The following is a 16,255-nucleotide window of genomic DNA, read 5'->3' on the forward strand; positions in this document are numbered from 1 at the left end:
TATGTGCAAATTTAGTTTTGAGCCGTTTGCCAACAGTATTGTTGGCACTTGGAAAGGTGAGGGTTCAGGAATATTTCCAACAATTAAAAATTTTGAATTCATAGAATATTTAGTGTTTAAAAAGGATGAGCAAAGGGCTATTATTCATTATGAACAAAGAACTTGGCTTAAACCAAGTTCATCACAAAAAAGAAGAAGCTCTCATTGGGAATCTGGATTTATTTCATTCGAAAATGAGGAACAATTTTTCATGAACAATGTACATGAAAATGGTAGAATGGAGTGTTTGAATTTGAATAAAATTAAGATGTCAAAAGATTCTTATCAGCTTTTGTTTGAATCAAGATTAATTATTAATGACGATAGGATGCAAACTTCTAAAAGAGTATGGAATTTTGAAAATGGAACATTAAACTATGAAATGTTTATGGGAACAAAAACAGTAAAACATCAATTACATCTTAGAGCTTGTTTAATTAGAGAAATATAGTCTGTTTTTATAATTAGAAATTTTAGCTTAGGCAATCGGTCTTGTGTATGTTTTCGTTGCTTGTTTATGCATTTAAGTTAGCAATGGGTTATACAAATTTCAAGTATGAATCTCATTAAATTGTCTGCAACTAGCTTTATTCGATTTCAATTGTTTCACCATCATTCGGTATTCTTGCTTTTTCGATTAACCCTTGTTTTTTAAGTTCAGTCGCAAGTTGTACTCTTGTCGTAGGGCAGTGGTTAACCGCTTCTAAATGATTTGCAATTACAATTCCAGGTGCGTTGTTGGTAAATGTAATAATATCATCCATGGTCATTAGCAATGGTTTAAAAATATCTAATTGCGCCGTTCCACAAGCGACTACGTTGATGTCGGGTTTATACTGTTTTAAAACTTTGTCAACATTTTCTGTGTAAATGGTGTCGGCACTTAAATAAATAGTTTTCTCATTTGGCAATTGGATATAGAAACCCATAACGTTACCCATTGGTTTCGCAACAAAACCATAACCGTGCCTTGCTGGAATACCTTCAACAGTTCCTCCTAAAAAATCAGATTTTTTCCAATAATCAACAGTTTCTACTACATTAAGACCTCGTTTTTTTAATGTTTGTTCATCCTTAATGCTACAAGTAATAGGGATATTATTTGTTTTTAAAAATTCTTCTGCCTTTTTGTCTAAATGGTCTGGGTGTAAATGTGTTATTATACAATGTGTTGTTTTATTCACAATCTCCATTGCATTATTTGGTAAATCAAGAATTGGATTTCTCTTTGGTTTAAATCTGAAAAGGGTAAAAGGTGGTCCGGCAGTTCCTTTTTCTCCTAGCATTGGGTCAACTAAAATAAATTGGTCTTTAGTCTCTATAACCATTGTGGCATTTCGTAAGTGATGTATTTTCATAAATTTGTTTTAAGATTCAAAATTATAATGAGACAACATACTTTTCATTGATTTGAATCAAGAAATACGCTTACGGATTCGGCTTAAAGTTTCAGGTGTAATATTTAAGTAAGAAGCAATATGATATTGTGGAATTTTTTCAAGCCAATTTGGTCTGTAAATGAAAAGTTCATTGTAAAGTTCCTCCGGACTTTTGGTTAATCTATTGTATTCAAAAAGTTCTTTGTTTCTAAGCAACCGTTGAAATGATAATTCTATAAATGATTTTCCACAGTCGTACTCATTTAGCAGTTTTCTAAAGGAACTTTTGTCGATTGCAAGAAGCTCAACATCACTTAAAGCCTCTTGATATTTTTTCGTTTTAGTATTGGCGTTAAAAGAAGTTAAATCTGTAATAAACTGAGGTTCGGTATAGAAGTTGATGTTGGTCTCTTTATCTGAAGTTGCATAATATTCTCTTATGACACCTTTATTTAAAAAGCGCAATTTTTTTTCTTCCGTTCCGGCGCTAAGAAGTTGCGTTCCTCTTTTAATTTTTTCTAATTTGAATAACGAAAGCAACTTCCGTAGTCCATCTTTATTTAATGGATATTCGGTTTCAAAAAATGACGATATTTCTTTTAGCTCGTTGTTCATTTAGCTTGTTGCCAAAGGTTGGGGCTATGGTTTCGTTACGGAATCGTCCCCGAGGACTATTCCGAGATAAACAAGCCATCATTGCAAGATAAGAATTTGCGTTTAGAAAACTCCGACGCAATTAATAATAGCTATTGTGGGTAAATGGCTTTATAATTTTTTATCAATAGAAATCCCTTTCAGAATCATTTCCATTCCCCAACTTAACAACTCTTTAGATTGCTTATTATTTAATCCACAAACGTCTTTGGTCACTATCAACGGTTCCATACCCATTAGAACAGTTAACAGATTTGATAATTTTTTTTTCTCCTTTTGGTTAAGATTGGACTCTTTGAGGGCTAGTTGTAGTGTTTCTTTTCTCCTCGCTCCACGTTTATTATTGGCGTTATTGGGTTTTATTACAACGCTTAAATATTTTCTAAAAGCATTTTCGTTATCTATTGTGAACGAATTATAATATTCTTGTATACCTAATAGTCTTTCATCTATATTGAGATGGTATAAGGCTTTGTTAATAGTTTCAGAATCTTTCGGTATATCCAAGGCTGCTTCACTTGTTAATATATCTACATTTGAGTAGTATCTATAAATTGTGGCACGGGATATTTTAGCTTTTTTAGCAACATCTTCTAGAGTAAACTCCTTTCCCTTATCAATGAAATATTTTGCGCTGGCAATGATTTCTTTCCTTGTTTCTAACTTTTGATTTGCTCTACCTGAGCTAAGATATTCATCGTTCATAAGACAAATATCTTATAAATATTGTTGGATTAAAAATCTTATTTTATATTTGTAAGACAAATGTCTCATAAAATGAAAAACGCAACAACAAAATGGATACTAGGTCATAAGGTTACGACCTATGATACTTCAGCAGATTACGATTTAATGATGGGTGAGAGTCCAGCAATGACGCAAGGACCTCCTTCTCATCTACATTATTCTTATAAGGAAGTATTCTTAATAGTAGAAGGTGAAATGGAATTTATGGTCGATGGTGAAATAAAGATTTTGAAAGCAGGAGAATCAATAGATATTTTGCCAAAAACATTACATACGTTCGGAAATAACAGTGATAAACCTTGTAAATGGGTTAATATTCACAGTCCAAAAGGGTTTAGGAAGTTCTTTGAAAATTTAGGAATTCCAATAACTGAGAATAATGCCTTAGAACGTTCGATTGCCCCAGAGGTTATTCAGAAAGTTATACAAACGGCAGCAGATTTTGACATGTATATAAAGGCATAATATACGATTTCAGCTTGTTGCTAACGGTTATGCTAATTGTGCGGAGGCAAGGAAACCTTTGTTTCCGTTTGCGCACGAAGCTAAAGCAAATTGTTTAGTATTTTTTCAAAAGCTAAATTCATTCCCGATAGCTATCGGGATTAGCGACTTCATAATTATACACAGACCTTGCGGTTTTGCCCTAAAGTCCGCATTACGTTTGGCATTGTTGTGCGTAGGCTTTTTTCATCCAACCGCTCTTCTTGGATACGGTTGCAATTCTTTTTTTAGTCCTTCTATGACTTTTTGCAATTGCGAGTTATCCATTTTACAGTCCACAAAATAATCTTTTTTGTCATCTGCACTCTGAGGTCTAGATTCTAAGTCAAATTTTATGCGAACAGTTTTAAAGTCCACTCCAGCTTTGATTAGCTCAAATGCCAAATTTGGCTCGATAAAATCCAAACATTCATATTTTGGCGTTTTGTTTAAAGATATTTTTTCGAACCACTCTACTATATCTATTACATCTCCAACCAAAAGTGATGGGTCAACAGTTTGCCAATTTCCACAGTCACTTTTTACATTTAGATAAATCAATAACCAATTAGAATCATATTCGCAATTCGTTATTTTAGGAAACTGATAATTCGTAATTTTTAATTCTACAGTTTGGTTATTAATGCCGTGAAATATCATTTAATTTCGTATAATTTTTAGCTTAGGCACAACGTGTTTGTGTATGATTTCGTTAAGTGTTTCAGCAACTAATTTAGCAAATACAAACCGAATAGAAAGTCCGCTAGGACTTTCGCAAGAAGACACTAACTAGCAATGAATCATACACGGTGTTAGGGTTAGTTTTTTATCCACTCAATTGAATGTTTAGACATTTTTTTATAGTCGTGACCTACATTTTTAATAGTGTCTATTTCCCAATTAAATATCCAATTATTCTTGTTTTTTAATTCCATATTTGAATTAAAAAAAGTTGTTCCACGTTCCAATCTGTGCGTTCCTTGTTCCATAGCCAAATCCGTTGTTCTGAAAGTCCCTAAATTTGGGTCATTATCAAGTTCTCCTAATAAAATAATCAATCTTTTCTCGTAAGATTTTTGTAAATCTATTTCAGTATTTTTTATACCGTAGGGAAATTCAACATTTTCTTTTGGTAAGCTATAAAATCCAGAATTGGCAGAGATAGCTGTTCTAATTCTTGATTCTGGCATTAACATTATCATTCTATGCACAAATTGTCCGCCAGCTGAATGTCCAAAAATATCATATTGTTCGTTTGTAATACTGTTAACCGATTTGATATGATCAAAAATATTTTCTACGACTGTATATGCCCACTCGCTTTTTGGGTTTTTAGTTCCAAAAAAGGAAAACAAATTTCCTTCTTGGTAATCGTTTGTTGTATATTTTGAAAATTTATTCTCGAATTCAGGTGCAACTATTAGTAGGTTGTTCTTGTCAGCTAATTTTACCCAGGCATTTAGATAGTCATCCGCGTTTCTTCCTCCGCCGTGCATTACAAAAACTATTTTGTCTTTGTCATTCCAATTTTCTGGTTTGTAAGTCCATACTTTAATCGATTTTCTCTCGCTTTCTTTATGAGCATATATAACAAAAGAATCTATTCCGTTATTGATTTTTTGGGTTGCTGTAATTTTAGGTCCTTTCGGAAGTACATAGAGGTAAACGTAACCTGCAATTGAAAGGAATAATAGGATTGAGAAAGTATATAAGATTATCTTTTTTAATACTCTAAAAGTCTTGTTCATTCAGTCTAAATATTTTGATTTCTCAAATCTAAATCCCTTTATTTAATTACAGAATATTTTATTTCTGAACTGTGTTTTTTCGAGGACGAGTTGTTTTTTCAAATTAACCGAACGGTTATGCTAAGCGTAGGGCGGTGGTAAGGAAACTTTTCGTTTCCGTCTGCCGACGTAGCTAAAGCTTATTGTTTTGCTTTTTCTTTTTTTTGTTCCAAAGCGAAATCCCAATTATTTAGCGACTTTATAAAAATACAAAGACCTTTTGTTTTTACCCTAAAGTCCGCATTACGTTTCGGTATTGTTGTGCTTAGGTTTTTTTACCCCGAATGAGTTTTCGTCAATCCATATAACATCCCAGTCAGTCTTAGGTGAGTTAGAATAACTATCTAGCATTAATTTTCGGAATTCGGGGTCCAGATTAAAATATCCGATTACATTTTTAGGGCGAGTTTCATTTCCGCAAGTCCTTCTTCCTAATTTATGAGTTATACGATATTCTCCATTTGTCATAAACCTTAATACAGTACCTTTTTGACTTATATTACAGCGTCTATAAACCGTTATATTAATATCATTTTCTTTTACAATTTGTTCAAGAGTCCAATATCCAACTAGGTCGGACTCAGAAATAGGTATTTCTTGACCAAAACTTAATGAAGCTAAAAAGAAGGTAAAAAGGGTTATTGATTTTCTCATAGTTTAATTGAAACAAAAATTGTTCCAACTTAAGCACTACGTTGCGGCTAAGCGTAGTGCGGAGGCAAGGAAACTTTTCGTTTCCGTCTGCGCACGAAGCTAAAGCTTATTGTTTAGTTTTATTTTTTTATCCAAAGCTAAATCCATAAGATTTAGCGGCATTATAAATATACACAGACCTTTCGGTTTTGCCCTATAGACCGCATTACGTTTAGCATCGATGAAAAAGCAGCAAGTCAAGTATCTTTAAAGTTCACTAAAACAATTAAGATATGAACACTCAACAAACTGCTTTCCCGAAGTTATACATTGGTATCGATATTCACAAACGAAGTTGGAAAGTACATTGTGCAACAGATCTGTTCGCAGGTAAATCTTTCAGTATGTCACCCGACCCAAAGCAATTACATATTTATGTTTCAAAACATTTCAAGGAGTATGAAGTTACCGTAGCTTATGAAGCTGGTTGTTGCGGTTACCACGCTCATCGTTGTTTTGAGAGTTACGGTTGGCGAAGTCTGGTAGTCAATCCTGCAGACATTCATAGAAAGGGCAAAGAGAAACATACCAAGACCGATAAGATAGATGCGCAGTTGATAGCGAGAGAGTTGAAGGATAACCGACTGCAGAGTATCATAGTGCCGGACAGGAAACGTGAAGAACTTCGTAGTCTGTTCAGACGCAGAAATGACCTTGTAAAGGATTTCAGAAGGGTCAAGAGCTATATAAAGATGCAATTGTTGTATTTCGGAATCAGGGAACCTGAAGAGTTCGACAATGACCATTGGAGCCACAAGTACCGCAATTGGCTGGATGATATAATGTTCGAGTACCCAACGGCGAAGGCCACATTGGAGAGTAGAATGCGTTTTTTTCGTTTTGTGGACCAAGAGCTTCGGGATGTATCGACCCAGCTGAGAAAGTATTGTAAAGTGCATTACAAGAAGGATTATCTATTACTGAGAAGTATACCGGGAATCGGAGGTATCGTGGCCTGTGGCATATTATGTGAACTAGGGGATTTAAGACGTTTCAACAACATTAAACATTTGGCAGGTTACATAGGTCTGGCACCAAGTATGTACCAAAGCGGAAACAGTCAAAGGACAATGGGAATGACCCCACGTGCAAACCGCTTATTGAGAAGTTATTTTGTAGAGGCATCTTGGCAAGCGATACGTGCAGACCCCGTAATGCAGGCCTACTATCGTAAACATCAAGGCAAGAACGTAAAAAGTATCATTGTCAAAGTAGCTAGAAAGCTACTAAGTAGAACCTTGGCGGTAATTAAAACAGAAGTTCCATATACCATTGGGGTTATTGAATAATAAGCAGAAAAACTAATAAAATAAAAATCATAACAAAGCTCTAATATAGTAGTGAGAACCGTATCACAAAACAAAACCCGTGACCTGTACTATTTAGGATCACATTTTTAGCAAGTGACCGGTTTTATTATAATTTATAATCATACAGATGCCGGTGACGTTTCAAGTTTCGAACCGATCACACATAGGAGTGCGAGCAAGTTATATTAAAAGAAAAAAAGGTGGTTTAAGGCAAAAAAGAAAATATTAATTAACTTTAGAGAGAACTGGACGAAGGCTTTTCATAGGAGGTTTTGTTAGCAAAAGTAGTGAAGCGTATGAATAAGCAATGGCTCTTTATATAGATTGGAAAATTTATAAGCCGATTCCAGTTCGATTGAGCCATGTTTAAATAAAGATTGCCTAAAAAGGAAGTTTGGTAACACAAACGTTATATTAAAATTTCAGAATGTTACTTAATCTGATAACTTGCAATTAGAGTTTTGATATCTAAAACAATACTTTTAACAAGTTTTTTGTTTTTCATTCTAGCACTGATTGGAGCAGTTCCAAGCTTAGTTTCGCTTCCACTTGTAGGTACATCTATACCCCACGGAGCAAAAATTTTTATTTGATAATATCCATTTTGTTTTTTAACACTTACATTTTTGATTTTATCAATATCTACTGTAAACTTTATGTTTTTAAATCTATTTAGAACTCTTAACTCCTTTTTCCAAACTACAATAGATGTTGTAAAATTATTATTGAGTGCGGCATTTTTAATCTTAGTGTTAATTGTTTCAATAAGGTCTTTTTGTTCCTCTGTTTTCTGCGCGGTCATGATAAAGTTAGATGCCAAAGAAAAAGTTATAAAGAGAATTAATGTTAAAGTTATTTTCATAGTTTTTTAAATTTATATTACTGCAAATATTCTTTTTATTAATAAAGCTAATGCAGTTTTATTTCTTGATTAAATTTTGTTGCTTTATACTAACTGTAGTATTTCATAATTATTATTTATGGCTGCATGATTATTACACCGAAAGAAATCTTTCGTAAGATACTTACTAATAATTCCGTACAGACTACGAATACACAAGAGTGATGTCTGTCTGTGTTCAATTTTGCTGAAAAGCATCAAAAATTTCAGTAATTATGTCTTTGTGTTGATTTTTATTTGAGTAAGAAAGTTTGGTATGTCGGTTTAAATTACTCAGAAAATTTATGTTTTGAGCTATTTTTGCTAACGTCTCGGCTAAGCTTAGTGCGGAAGTAAGGAAACTTTTCGTTTCCGTCTGCGCACGAAGCTAAAGCTTATTGTTTTGCTTTTATTTTTTTTGTTCCAAAGCTAAATCCATAAGATTTAGCGGCTTTATAAATATACACAGACCTTTCGGTTTTGCCCTAAAGTCCGCATTACGTTTAGGTTTTGTTGTGCTTAGTGTTTTTTTGCGTCTAGATTGGATTCCTTAATCTCAAAGTAACATCTTTCACAAACCAATTTGATTTTAGCAAATTCCATTGATTCATCATTCCAACCATCATCTTTAAGGCGCTCTTTTTCGCATTCTGCACACCAAGCTTGTAAGTCATCATCTTCGCCTAATTCCATTCCACGATAGGTTTCAAAAGCTTCTTCAAACCCTGTTTTGTTTTCGGTGTTCAAGTGTTGGCAAATAAATGCTGTCCTTAATTTTCCGTGAGTGCTACATTCTATTAATTCGCTTTCAATTTTTTCGACTTGTTCTTTCGTTATCTGTTCGGTTAATAAAAAGTATACTTCTAAATGGTCGGAAATGACTCGATAAGTTCCTATTCCGCCTATTATATCGAAAGCAATTGCCGTTGATTCCCAACCTGTATATTTGTCTCCGTCAATAAGCGCATTGCTTAGATTTTCGTAGTTTTTTTTCTCTCCGAACTCTTTTATTTTTAGTGTCCGAAATTTTCTAGGCTCAATAGAATCTTCATTAGCCCAAGCCCACATCCAAGTATTGGTATTCAGGGAAAATGTTCCGACTGGAATATATCGGAAGTATATTTCTTTGTCGTCACTATATAATCTTAATGTTTCACTAGATTGATTATAAAACCAACTAGCATAATTATCCGTATCGTATTTTGCTCGAAACTCAGACTGACTTTCTTGTAGTTTGTCAACCGCTTTTTGAGCGAATTTCTTGTATTTCAATGGTCTAAATATCAATTCAATTCTGTTTTTTCAACATTAAGCACAACAATTGTATATGTGCACAATTGCACATATTTCTATTATATCGGTAATTTAAAAAAAAATAAAAAAGAGAAAAAGATTATTACTTCATCAAGTTAATTTCGGCAATGCTTTTAATTCGGTTTCGCTCTAAGAAAGCATCAATCGTTTCAAAATGTTCGATAACGCGTTGCTCTTTAAATTCAAATACTTTTTGAGACAGGCCTTGTAAAAAATCTCGATCGTGAGAAACAAGAATAAGTGTACCATCGTATGTAGATAGCGCTTCTTTCAACACATCTTTTGATTTTAGATCTAGGTGATTTGTAGGCTCATCCAATATTAATAAGTTTACAGGTTCTAACAATAATTTCACCATGGCTAAACGGGTTTTTTCCCCACCGGATAGCATACTTACTTTTTTATCGATATCATCACCGCTGAACATAAATCTGCCCAATATATTCTTGATCTGATTTCGAATATCGCCAAAGGCAACTTCATCTACCGTTTGAAATATTGTAAGGTCTGGGTCTAATAATGATGCCTGGTTCTGTGCAAAATAGCCCACTTTTACATTGTGCCCCAATTGGCAAGTGCCTTCCACGGGTATTTCATTTAAAATAGCCTTTATCATGGTAGATTTACCTTCACCGTTTCTACCTACAAAAGAGACTTTTTCTCCTCTGGAGATGGACATATTTGCATTTTTGAATACCACATGCCCATCATAGGATTTAGACACATCTTTTACGGTTACTGGGTAGTCACCAGAACGCGGCGCTGGTGGAAAACGAAGCTTTAACGATGAAGTATCTATTTCGTCAATTTCAATAATTTCCAACTTTTCAAGCATTCGCTCTCTAGAGTTTACCTGGTTGGTTTTGGAGTAGGTGCCTTTAAAACGTTCAATAAATGCCATATTATCGGCAATGAACTTTTGTTGTTCTTGGTAAGCTTTGATTTGGTGAGCCCTTCGGTCTTCACGTAATTGCAGATAGTGTGAATAGTTTGCCTTATAGTCATAAATACGCCCCATGGTGACTTCTATGGTGCGGTTGGTAATGTTATCTATAAAAGCCCTGTCATGCGAAATGACCATAACCGCATTGGCTTTGTTCAATAAAAAATCTTCTAGCCAAATAACCGATTCTATATCAATATGGTTAGTGGGCTCATCTAACAGAATTAAATCTGGTTTCTGTAACAGAATTTTGGCCAGTTCTATACGCATGCGCCAACCACCGCTAAATTCATTGGTCTGCCTTGTAAAATCTTCTTGTTTAAAGCCTAATCCCTTTAATGCTTTTTCTACTTCAGCATCATAGTTTACATCTTCTAAAGCATAGTATTTTTCACCAATATCGGATACCTTTTCAATAATGCCCATGTAAGCATCACTTTCATAATCAGTTCTTGTTTCCAGCTCTTTGTTCAGCTTATCCATTTCATCACGCATATCAAAAACATGCTTAAATGCTTTTGCGGCTTCTTCAAAAACGGTGCAATCATCTTCGGTAAGTAGGTGTTGGGGCAGGTAGGCAATTACCGCATCTTTGGGCACACGAACATTACCTCGAGTTCCGTTCTGTTCGCCGGCAATAATTTTCATCATGGTAGATTTTCCGGCTCCGTTTTTACCCATAAGGGCAATTTTGTCGGTCGGATTTATTACAAATGAAACATCGCTAAAAAGGGTAGTGCCACTAAATTCAACGGCTAAATTGTCTACTGAGATCATGCTATAAATTTAAAATGCAAAACTAGTAATAAGATATGGTGCTTTTTACTAACCGCATTAAAAACTTATAGCAGATCAATGCTAGATTTAATTGTCGCAGACGGGTCTCTATGTGCTTTTTTTATTGCTTAACCAGTTATAAATTAAAAGTACAACGGCAAGTACAAGCAATAGGTGTATAAGTGCCCCAAGAATTTTAAATACTACAAAGCCCAAAATCCACCCTATAATCAGGGCCACAATAATAAAATATATGATATTCTTCATCCTTATTTTTTTGTTGGCCAGTTCATTATTTCCGTATGGATTTCTTCGGTAGATTTCTGTCTTCTTTCAGCAATTTTGGCTATAAGTGCACCTAGACTGTCCGGTTCATTGTTGGCATCTAAATCTTCCGTTTCAGGAAAATTTGCCAAGTATTCATCTTTTACCGCCATCCATTGCTTTTCTACATGTATATCATATGTAGCAGTGGCTACGCCGCCATTATTTACGGGTTTACCAACTTCTTTCTGTGTATTGCCATGATCAGCTATATTTTGATGTTGGGGTACGTTATTCTGTAATCCGCCTGTAGAACGTAATTTATCTTTACTCTTATCTTCTGTAATCATCGTTATAATTTTATGTATTCGTTAAAGTAGCAACAAGGTAGTGAGACACAACATTTCAGCGTTGCTCTAATATTACTTTAATTGACGGGATAAAATTTGATGATAAGAATAACGGTCAATGTTGATATAGTTGCTAAACCGACAAAGCCTTCTTTTTATTTTTGAACATTTTCGCAGCAGAGGTATAGCCACCTTCAGTACCATCTACAAAGTGGGAGTGGCTAGTTCTACGATCAAGAACATAACAAGACATAACCGATGCATGGGTAACGTGAATACCGTAAATTAATTTATTCTCTTTTTCCATGCCATCTAAAAAGTTAATAAACCGATTAATATTGTCCTGTTCTGCAGTAAATACGGTATTGATCATGCCGTCTAACATAAAGGTGTGCGACAGTTGTTCAATTTGGTTCAGGTATTGTTTTCCGCTACTTGTAAGGTTCAAGTAAATTCTGCCAAAATTGGTCTTTAACCAGCTTTTAAAAAAGTAGATCCAGCTAGTGGAGGTTAGTTTAATTTTCATTTCTTCCCACACTTTGGTAGGGTTGGGGTCTAATTTAAGATTGTTACTTTTTATGGGCTGCCTATTTTCAAAATTCCCGAATTCCTTGTCCATTTGTGCAAGTACATCTTTATACACAATACGTTGGTTATCTTCTGATGTAGCATCTAGCAATAGGCATACTACCTTTGCTTGTTGTTGATCGGGTAAAATTTGATCCCAACGGCATTCCATTCCTTCTAAATTGAAAAGTGTTTCATCAAATGATTTGGTTTCCTTCTCCTTGAAGGATGATTTGATTATGTCTTCGGCTACTTTTAATCCGTTCCCTAAAACAACGGGAATTGATAATTTTTCGGTCAGGCGGTGCTTTGCGATTTTTAACTGGATATTTTTCTCGATCAGATGACTAACGGGTATTTCACCTACACGAAGTACCAAATCAATTTTACTCTTGATATGTACGCTGTAATTATCGAGAACGCTTATGGTTTTTTGTAGTAATAATGACGGTACAATAAAGGTTGCGCCATCGCCACCAAAGAAATACGGAATTTCATTGCCTCCCTTTGCTTTTCTAAGCGAATTGAGTACGGAGATAATAGCACCTGTGGCCGTTAAATTCACCTGATGGTGATTACCGTTATTTACCGCATTGGTAGAATTTAAGATGTCTACCACTACTACATGCCAAGTGTTTGGTACATCTACAAAATAGGTCTCACTATCTAATAAATTTATGAGTGTACCTTTAAAAGGACGGAGTATTTTATAGAATTGATTGTCTGCCATTAACCTTGTGTAACCTACAATGAGAAATTATTAATGTTGCGGTGGAGTGCCGGAACCAACCGTAGCTTCTTTAAACCAAACCTCTGTATAGCAACCGTTTTCGTATTGTTTTTTGATATCTCCGTTATAGGTTTCCGACCCGGTATGCCAAACAATATTTTCTTCTGGGTCTTTGCCGTTGGTCTGGTTGTAGGCACCTTGCTTAAAATTTTGTAATTCGCCGGCATAGGCACTATCTCTTTCTACACCATCGCGACCTATGGCAGCATATAGTGTCACTATTTGTTCAGGAATATCAGATGAAGTTCCGAAATCGGTCTGTATCAAACTTTTGGTGAATTGTTTTGTTTCATGGCCACCGCTTTTAAATGTCAAATACATGATGCCTTTATATACATTGATTTCATAGCTGAACTCCTCGCCCAATTCAATTCCGTCTTCCGGTTCGGTCGGGTAGGTGTTAGGGGTATCACCAACGATCGACATATCGTAGCCCCAAACTGCAGTAGAATAATCCCATCGTTTAGAATTGTCGCCTTTAGTGTTGATCTCATAGTTCCAAAAAACAGAGCCTTTAGTATGACCTGGAAATTTTTTGTAAAAGATTTTTAGCGGTTCGTTCTCATGGCCTTCCGTACCATGAATTTGACCTATAACCACAGAATAGGAAGCCGCAACCCTTGCATCACCAGAAGTAGAAACATGCTTCACTTTTAAGGTGCCGGTTAGTTTACCGCCTGTATCTGGTTTCCATTCTTCTTTTTGGCCCAACTCTGTTCTTGTGTTGCTCGATGTTTTAGAAGTAACACCAGAATTTGGTGCTTTATAAACGACCCAATTAGTATTGTTCTCATTTTCCACATAAAAGAAATCTTTATGCTCAACATTGGCTAAGTCGTTAAAACTTTTACCATCACCACAGAGAATTTTAAATTCATCCATGAATGGAATAACATCACTAGGGTATACGGTTTTTTCCTTTTCTGTAACCGCAGTTTTTTTTGCCTTGTTTTTACAAGATAAAACCGAAATTCCCATGGTAATAATTGCCAATGTGGTTAAATAATAATTGTTGCGTAAAATCATTCTAATTGTTGTTTAGTTCACTTTTTTAAATATACATAGACCAACTGTCATTTTTGGTAATGTTACCTAATTTCAAGTAAAACAGTTAAATATATGCTTAAATGGAATAAGCATAGTGGGTATGCTTCGTTAATTTTGACATACGTTTAGTTTAAAGTAAGTTCAACTGTATGCGTTTGTTAATGGTTAGTGTAAATAGTATATAGTTGGAAAAAGGTCTCTAATTTCAGAGGCCTTTTTTACGCCTTGCTGTTTTCATCTTGTTATAACGCAATTGAACGTAAAATTTAAATTTGCCTACCTTAACAAATGTATATTTACAATATACTTAATACAACTATTACATGAGTGCTGTGTTTTTGGTTATTGATGATGATTTGGTTTCACAGTTTACGGCAAGATATGCAGTTGAACAATGTGGTGAAGATTCGCAAATTTATGTTTGTGAAAGTGCTATTGAAGCTTTAGATCTGTTGACCCAATTAAGAAAGGAAGACAAACCTATACCAGATTATATTTTATTAGATCTTGTGATGCCAGAAATGAATGGATGGGAGTTTATAGATCAACTACAGCATTACAATGCAAATATTAATGCTACTAAAGTGTTTGTCATGTCGGCGTTTACAAACTCAAAGGATAGGGAAAAGGCTAAGCAACATCAATTTATAGAGGGTTATTATGAAAAGCCTGTATCTAGAAACATGATTCAAAATATGATAAAGTAGTAGTTAAGGTTAGTAACTACAGTTTTCCATATTTTTTTTACTTTTTAGGATTTTTGAGTATTAGAATCAACTTCAAGAGATTTTCAGCAAATTTTTCTGCATACAAATCAAGATCGGTTATTAGTTCAACCTCTTTTAATTGAAGAAGTCTTTTTTGAAATTGAGATGAAATAAAGTTATCATCGAATCTGATTTTTGAAGTTGATTCCTTCAAATAGGTATAGGCTTCAAAAGCATTTCCTCTAGTGTAATAATCTTTTTGATACTTTTGAAGTACCCTTAAGATTTCGTTCTGCTCGTCTGTTGCCATCATAATTATAATTATTTAATGGGAACCTATTTTAATAATAACGTTCAAATCTAAATGTAAGTATTTTACTACATAAATTTATTTTTATTTTTCATTTTTTTATACCAACGACACCTTTGGATCGTTCAACGAAATTTTATTCTTTTGAGTTATAATTCTATACGGATAGTATTCATTTTTAAAGGATTTCCTTATAATTTTGGAGGATATATTGATATCTCACTGAATAATGACAGCATTGAACATTTATATAGCAGATGATGACCATGAAGATCGAAGTTTTTTCATAGAAGCGTTAGATGATATACCCTTGAATACTGAGGTTATTCAATTTAACAACGGCGTAGATCTTATGGACAAGCTTTTTTCTGATGATTGCTTGCCACATGTAATCTTTCTTGACTTGTACATGCCCATCATGGACGGGTTTGAATGTTTAATGGATATTAGAAATTTTAAAAAATTCAACGATATATACGTAATAGCATATTCGGGAATTTATAGGGAACGAGAAGTAAATCAATTAAAAGATGATGGGGCAAACCAATTTTTAAAGAAATCATCTTCGTATAAAGAGTTAAAAAGGTTGCTTTTAGAATCTTTAAACAAGGTCCAAAAGTTCAAAAAGAAACAAGTTGAAAACAACGAATTTATAATCCTTAAATAAGTTTAGAATTTAACTCGTTGCAATAAAGATCGTCCATAGTAGCCTTTAATTGTAAAAGCATTTTTTTAAAGGACATTTCTTTCGTTACAAAACGAGTGGCACCCATTTCTAAAATTTTACTCCGGTCTCTCTCAGAAGAAGATGTTGAATAAATTACGACAGGTATTTTACTTAACAATGTATTTTTCTTTAAAACTGATAAACATTCAAACCCATTCATAATAGGCATGTTCAAATCTAAAAAAATGATTTTAGGTACAATACCGTTAGTAATGGTGGAGAGCAAATAAGTGACAAGCACTTCTCCGTTGTGAAAAAGTTTCATATTAATACCAGGAAATATTTCATTCATGGCATCAGAAAAGAACATTCTGTCATCTTCATCGTCATCTGCGTAGGCTAAGGGGCTAAAAAAACTATAGTCTATCATAATAAATAATTTGTTAAAGCCTTGCAGCCCAATTTCTTATAAAGTTATCGTTTAAAATGTAGGTCTAATAACAAAATCAAATAAACCTGTAACTGTTTTGCGCAGTAATATTTACGG

20 protein-coding genes are annotated in these 16,255 nt (G+C 34.2%); 5 read left to right on the forward strand and 15 right to left on the reverse strand.

Going from position 1 to position 16,255, the window contains the following annotated elements:
- Position 1: 1 nt before the first annotated feature.
- Positions 2-490: an FABP family protein gene (locus tag EXIGUO8A_RS15135; RefSeq protein ID WP_159303787.1), complete on the forward strand. Its 489-nt coding sequence runs from the start codon at positions 2-4 to the stop codon at positions 488-490.
- A 136-nt stretch (positions 491-626) separates the two neighbouring features.
- On the opposite strand, the gene EXIGUO8A_RS15140 is transcribed toward EXIGUO8A_RS15135, so the two are convergent.
- From EXIGUO8A_RS15140 to EXIGUO8A_RS15150, 3 genes are all read right to left on the reverse strand, one after another.
- Complete coding sequence (locus tag EXIGUO8A_RS15140; RefSeq protein ID WP_159303788.1) at positions 627-1,397, reverse strand: MBL fold metallo-hydrolase; 771 nt, start codon at positions 1,395-1,397, stop codon at positions 627-629.
- 57 nt (positions 1,398-1,454) lie between these two features.
- A complete protein-coding gene (locus tag EXIGUO8A_RS15145; protein WP_159303789.1) occupies positions 1,455-2,033 on the reverse strand; it encodes a Crp/Fnr family transcriptional regulator in 579 nt (192 codons plus the stop codon).
- A gap of 150 nt (positions 2,034-2,183) precedes the next feature.
- Positions 2,184-2,777, reverse strand: coding sequence for a TetR/AcrR family transcriptional regulator (locus tag EXIGUO8A_RS15150; RefSeq protein ID WP_159303790.1), 594 nt, complete (start codon positions 2,775-2,777; stop codon positions 2,184-2,186).
- 72 nt (positions 2,778-2,849) lie between these two features.
- Here EXIGUO8A_RS15150 and EXIGUO8A_RS15155 point away from each other — a divergent pair, with 72 nt between their 5' ends.
- Positions 2,850-3,284 (forward strand): cupin domain-containing protein, encoded by a 435-nt coding sequence (locus EXIGUO8A_RS15155; RefSeq protein ID WP_159303791.1) that lies wholly within the window; start codon positions 2,850-2,852, stop codon positions 3,282-3,284.
- 225 nt (positions 3,285-3,509) lie between these two features.
- On the opposite strand, the gene EXIGUO8A_RS15160 is transcribed toward EXIGUO8A_RS15155, so the two are convergent.
- From EXIGUO8A_RS15160 to EXIGUO8A_RS15170, 3 genes are all read right to left on the reverse strand, one after another.
- Entirely contained in the window at positions 3,510-3,962 is a 453-nt protein-coding gene (locus EXIGUO8A_RS15160) for a WapI family immunity protein (RefSeq protein ID WP_159303792.1), read from the reverse strand.
- Between the two features lie 158 nt (positions 3,963-4,120).
- A complete protein-coding gene (locus tag EXIGUO8A_RS15165) occupies positions 4,121-5,050 on the reverse strand; it encodes a hypothetical protein (protein ID WP_159303793.1) in 930 nt (309 codons plus the stop codon).
- 282 nt (positions 5,051-5,332) lie between these two features.
- Positions 5,333-5,743, reverse strand: coding sequence for a hypothetical protein (locus tag EXIGUO8A_RS15170; RefSeq protein ID WP_159303794.1), 411 nt, complete (start codon positions 5,741-5,743; stop codon positions 5,333-5,335).
- A 272-nt stretch (positions 5,744-6,015) separates the two neighbouring features.
- On the opposite strand from EXIGUO8A_RS15170, the gene EXIGUO8A_RS15175 reads away from it, so the two are divergent.
- Entirely contained in the window at positions 6,016-7,071 is a 1,056-nt protein-coding gene (locus EXIGUO8A_RS15175) for an IS110 family RNA-guided transposase (RefSeq protein ID WP_159303795.1), read from the forward strand.
- A 451-nt stretch (positions 7,072-7,522) separates the two neighbouring features.
- Here EXIGUO8A_RS15175 and EXIGUO8A_RS15180 read toward each other — a convergent pair whose 3' ends face one another.
- The 7 genes from EXIGUO8A_RS15180 to EXIGUO8A_RS15210 all read right to left on the reverse strand — a co-directional run bounded on the left by EXIGUO8A_RS15180 (position 7,523) and on the right by EXIGUO8A_RS15210 (position 14,003).
- Complete coding sequence (locus EXIGUO8A_RS15180) at positions 7,523-7,954, reverse strand: hypothetical protein (protein ID WP_159303796.1); 432 nt, start codon at positions 7,952-7,954, stop codon at positions 7,523-7,525.
- A gap of 537 nt (positions 7,955-8,491) precedes the next feature.
- Entirely contained in the window at positions 8,492-9,244 is a 753-nt protein-coding gene (locus EXIGUO8A_RS15185; protein ID WP_236564502.1) for a DUF6882 domain-containing protein, read from the reverse strand.
- A 124-nt stretch (positions 9,245-9,368) separates the two neighbouring features.
- Positions 9,369-11,006 (reverse strand): ABC-F family ATP-binding cassette domain-containing protein, encoded by a 1,638-nt coding sequence (locus tag EXIGUO8A_RS15190; RefSeq protein WP_159303798.1) that lies wholly within the window; start codon positions 11,004-11,006, stop codon positions 9,369-9,371.
- A 108-nt stretch (positions 11,007-11,114) separates the two neighbouring features.
- Positions 11,115-11,273 (reverse strand): lmo0937 family membrane protein, encoded by a 159-nt coding sequence (locus tag EXIGUO8A_RS15195; protein WP_116768816.1) that lies wholly within the window; start codon positions 11,271-11,273, stop codon positions 11,115-11,117.
- Between the two features lie 2 nt (positions 11,274-11,275).
- Complete coding sequence (locus EXIGUO8A_RS15200; protein ID WP_159303799.1) at positions 11,276-11,620, reverse strand: hypothetical protein; 345 nt, start codon at positions 11,618-11,620, stop codon at positions 11,276-11,278.
- 133 nt (positions 11,621-11,753) lie between these two features.
- On the reverse strand, positions 11,754-12,917 hold the full coding sequence (locus EXIGUO8A_RS15205) for a DUF3095 family protein (RefSeq protein WP_159303800.1): 1,164 nt from the start codon (positions 12,915-12,917) through the stop codon (positions 11,754-11,756).
- Positions 12,918-12,947: 30 nt separating this feature from the next.
- Positions 12,948-14,003, reverse strand: coding sequence for a polysaccharide lyase family 7 protein (locus tag EXIGUO8A_RS15210; protein ID WP_159303801.1), 1,056 nt, complete (start codon positions 14,001-14,003; stop codon positions 12,948-12,950).
- Between the two features lie 344 nt (positions 14,004-14,347).
- Here EXIGUO8A_RS15210 and EXIGUO8A_RS15215 point away from each other — a divergent pair, with 344 nt between their 5' ends.
- The gene (locus tag EXIGUO8A_RS15215) at positions 14,348-14,731 is read left to right on the forward strand and encodes a response regulator (RefSeq protein ID WP_159303802.1); all 384 of its coding nucleotides are present in this window, start codon (positions 14,348-14,350) and stop codon (positions 14,729-14,731) included.
- A 37-nt stretch (positions 14,732-14,768) separates the two neighbouring features.
- Here the strand turns inward: EXIGUO8A_RS15215 and EXIGUO8A_RS15220 are convergent, their stop codons facing one another.
- Positions 14,769-15,044, reverse strand: a complete 276-nt coding sequence (locus EXIGUO8A_RS15220) for a hypothetical protein (protein ID WP_159303803.1) — start codon at positions 15,042-15,044, stop codon at positions 14,769-14,771.
- 226 nt (positions 15,045-15,270) lie between these two features.
- Here EXIGUO8A_RS15220 and EXIGUO8A_RS15225 point away from each other — a divergent pair, with 226 nt between their 5' ends.
- Positions 15,271-15,708 carry a response regulator gene (locus tag EXIGUO8A_RS15225; RefSeq protein WP_159303804.1) on the forward strand — a complete coding sequence of 146 codons (438 nt, stop codon included), beginning with the start codon at positions 15,271-15,273 and terminating at the stop codon, positions 15,706-15,708.
- Here EXIGUO8A_RS15225 and EXIGUO8A_RS15230 read toward each other — a convergent pair.
- Entirely contained in the window at positions 15,701-16,138 is a 438-nt protein-coding gene (locus tag EXIGUO8A_RS15230) for a response regulator (RefSeq protein WP_116768823.1), read from the reverse strand. The genes EXIGUO8A_RS15225 and EXIGUO8A_RS15230 overlap by 8 nt on opposite strands.
- Positions 16,139-16,255 lie beyond the last annotated feature (117 nt).

Origin of the sequence: Maribacter litoralis (assembly GCF_902506355.1) — a bacterium.
GTDB classification, from domain to species: Bacteria; Bacteroidota; Bacteroidia; order Flavobacteriales; family Flavobacteriaceae; genus Maribacter; species Maribacter litoralis.

Bases quoted from the DNA above. Each gene is read 5' to 3' on its own strand.
- EXIGUO8A_RS15210 (WP_159303801.1), bottom strand. From the start codon at position 14,003: ATGATTTTACGCAACAATTATTATTTAACCACATTGGCAATTATTACC.
- EXIGUO8A_RS15200 (WP_159303799.1), bottom strand. From the start codon at position 11,620: ATGATTACAGAAGATAAGAGTAAAGATAAATTACGTTCTACAGGCGGA.
- EXIGUO8A_RS15225 (WP_159303804.1), top strand. From the start codon at position 15,271: ATGACAGCATTGAACATTTATATAGCAGATGATGACCATGAAGATCGA.
- EXIGUO8A_RS15145 (WP_159303789.1), bottom strand. From the start codon at position 2,033: ATGAACAACGAGCTAAAAGAAATATCGTCATTTTTTGAAACCGAATAT.
- EXIGUO8A_RS15190 (WP_159303798.1), bottom strand. From the start codon at position 11,006: ATGATCTCAGTAGACAATTTAGCCGTTGAATTTAGTGGCACTACCCTT.
- EXIGUO8A_RS15205 (WP_159303800.1), bottom strand. From the start codon at position 12,917: ATGGCAGACAATCAATTCTATAAAATACTCCGTCCTTTTAAAGGTACA.
- EXIGUO8A_RS15135 (WP_159303787.1), top strand. From the start codon at position 2: ATGTGCAAATTTAGTTTTGAGCCGTTTGCCAACAGTATTGTTGGCACT.
- EXIGUO8A_RS15170 (WP_159303794.1), bottom strand. From the start codon at position 5,743: ATGAGAAAATCAATAACCCTTTTTACCTTCTTTTTAGCTTCATTAAGT.
- EXIGUO8A_RS15155 (WP_159303791.1), top strand. From the start codon at position 2,850: ATGAAAAACGCAACAACAAAATGGATACTAGGTCATAAGGTTACGACC.
- EXIGUO8A_RS15175 (WP_159303795.1), top strand. From the start codon at position 6,016: ATGAACACTCAACAAACTGCTTTCCCGAAGTTATACATTGGTATCGAT.
- EXIGUO8A_RS15140 (WP_159303788.1), bottom strand. From the start codon at position 1,397: ATGAAAATACATCACTTACGAAATGCCACAATGGTTATAGAGACTAAA.
- EXIGUO8A_RS15195 (WP_116768816.1), bottom strand. From the start codon at position 11,273: ATGAAGAATATCATATATTTTATTATTGTGGCCCTGATTATAGGGTGG.
- EXIGUO8A_RS15160 (WP_159303792.1), bottom strand. From the start codon at position 3,962: ATGATATTTCACGGCATTAATAACCAAACTGTAGAATTAAAAATTACG.
- EXIGUO8A_RS15220 (WP_159303803.1), bottom strand. From the start codon at position 15,044: ATGATGGCAACAGACGAGCAGAACGAAATCTTAAGGGTACTTCAAAAG.
- EXIGUO8A_RS15215 (WP_159303802.1), top strand. From the start codon at position 14,348: ATGAGTGCTGTGTTTTTGGTTATTGATGATGATTTGGTTTCACAGTTT.
- EXIGUO8A_RS15180 (WP_159303796.1), bottom strand. From the start codon at position 7,954: ATGAAAATAACTTTAACATTAATTCTCTTTATAACTTTTTCTTTGGCA.
- EXIGUO8A_RS15165 (WP_159303793.1), bottom strand. From the start codon at position 5,050: ATGAACAAGACTTTTAGAGTATTAAAAAAGATAATCTTATATACTTTC.
- EXIGUO8A_RS15150 (WP_159303790.1), bottom strand. From the start codon at position 2,777: ATGAACGATGAATATCTTAGCTCAGGTAGAGCAAATCAAAAGTTAGAA.
- EXIGUO8A_RS15230 (WP_116768823.1), bottom strand. From the start codon at position 16,138: ATGATAGACTATAGTTTTTTTAGCCCCTTAGCCTACGCAGATGACGAT.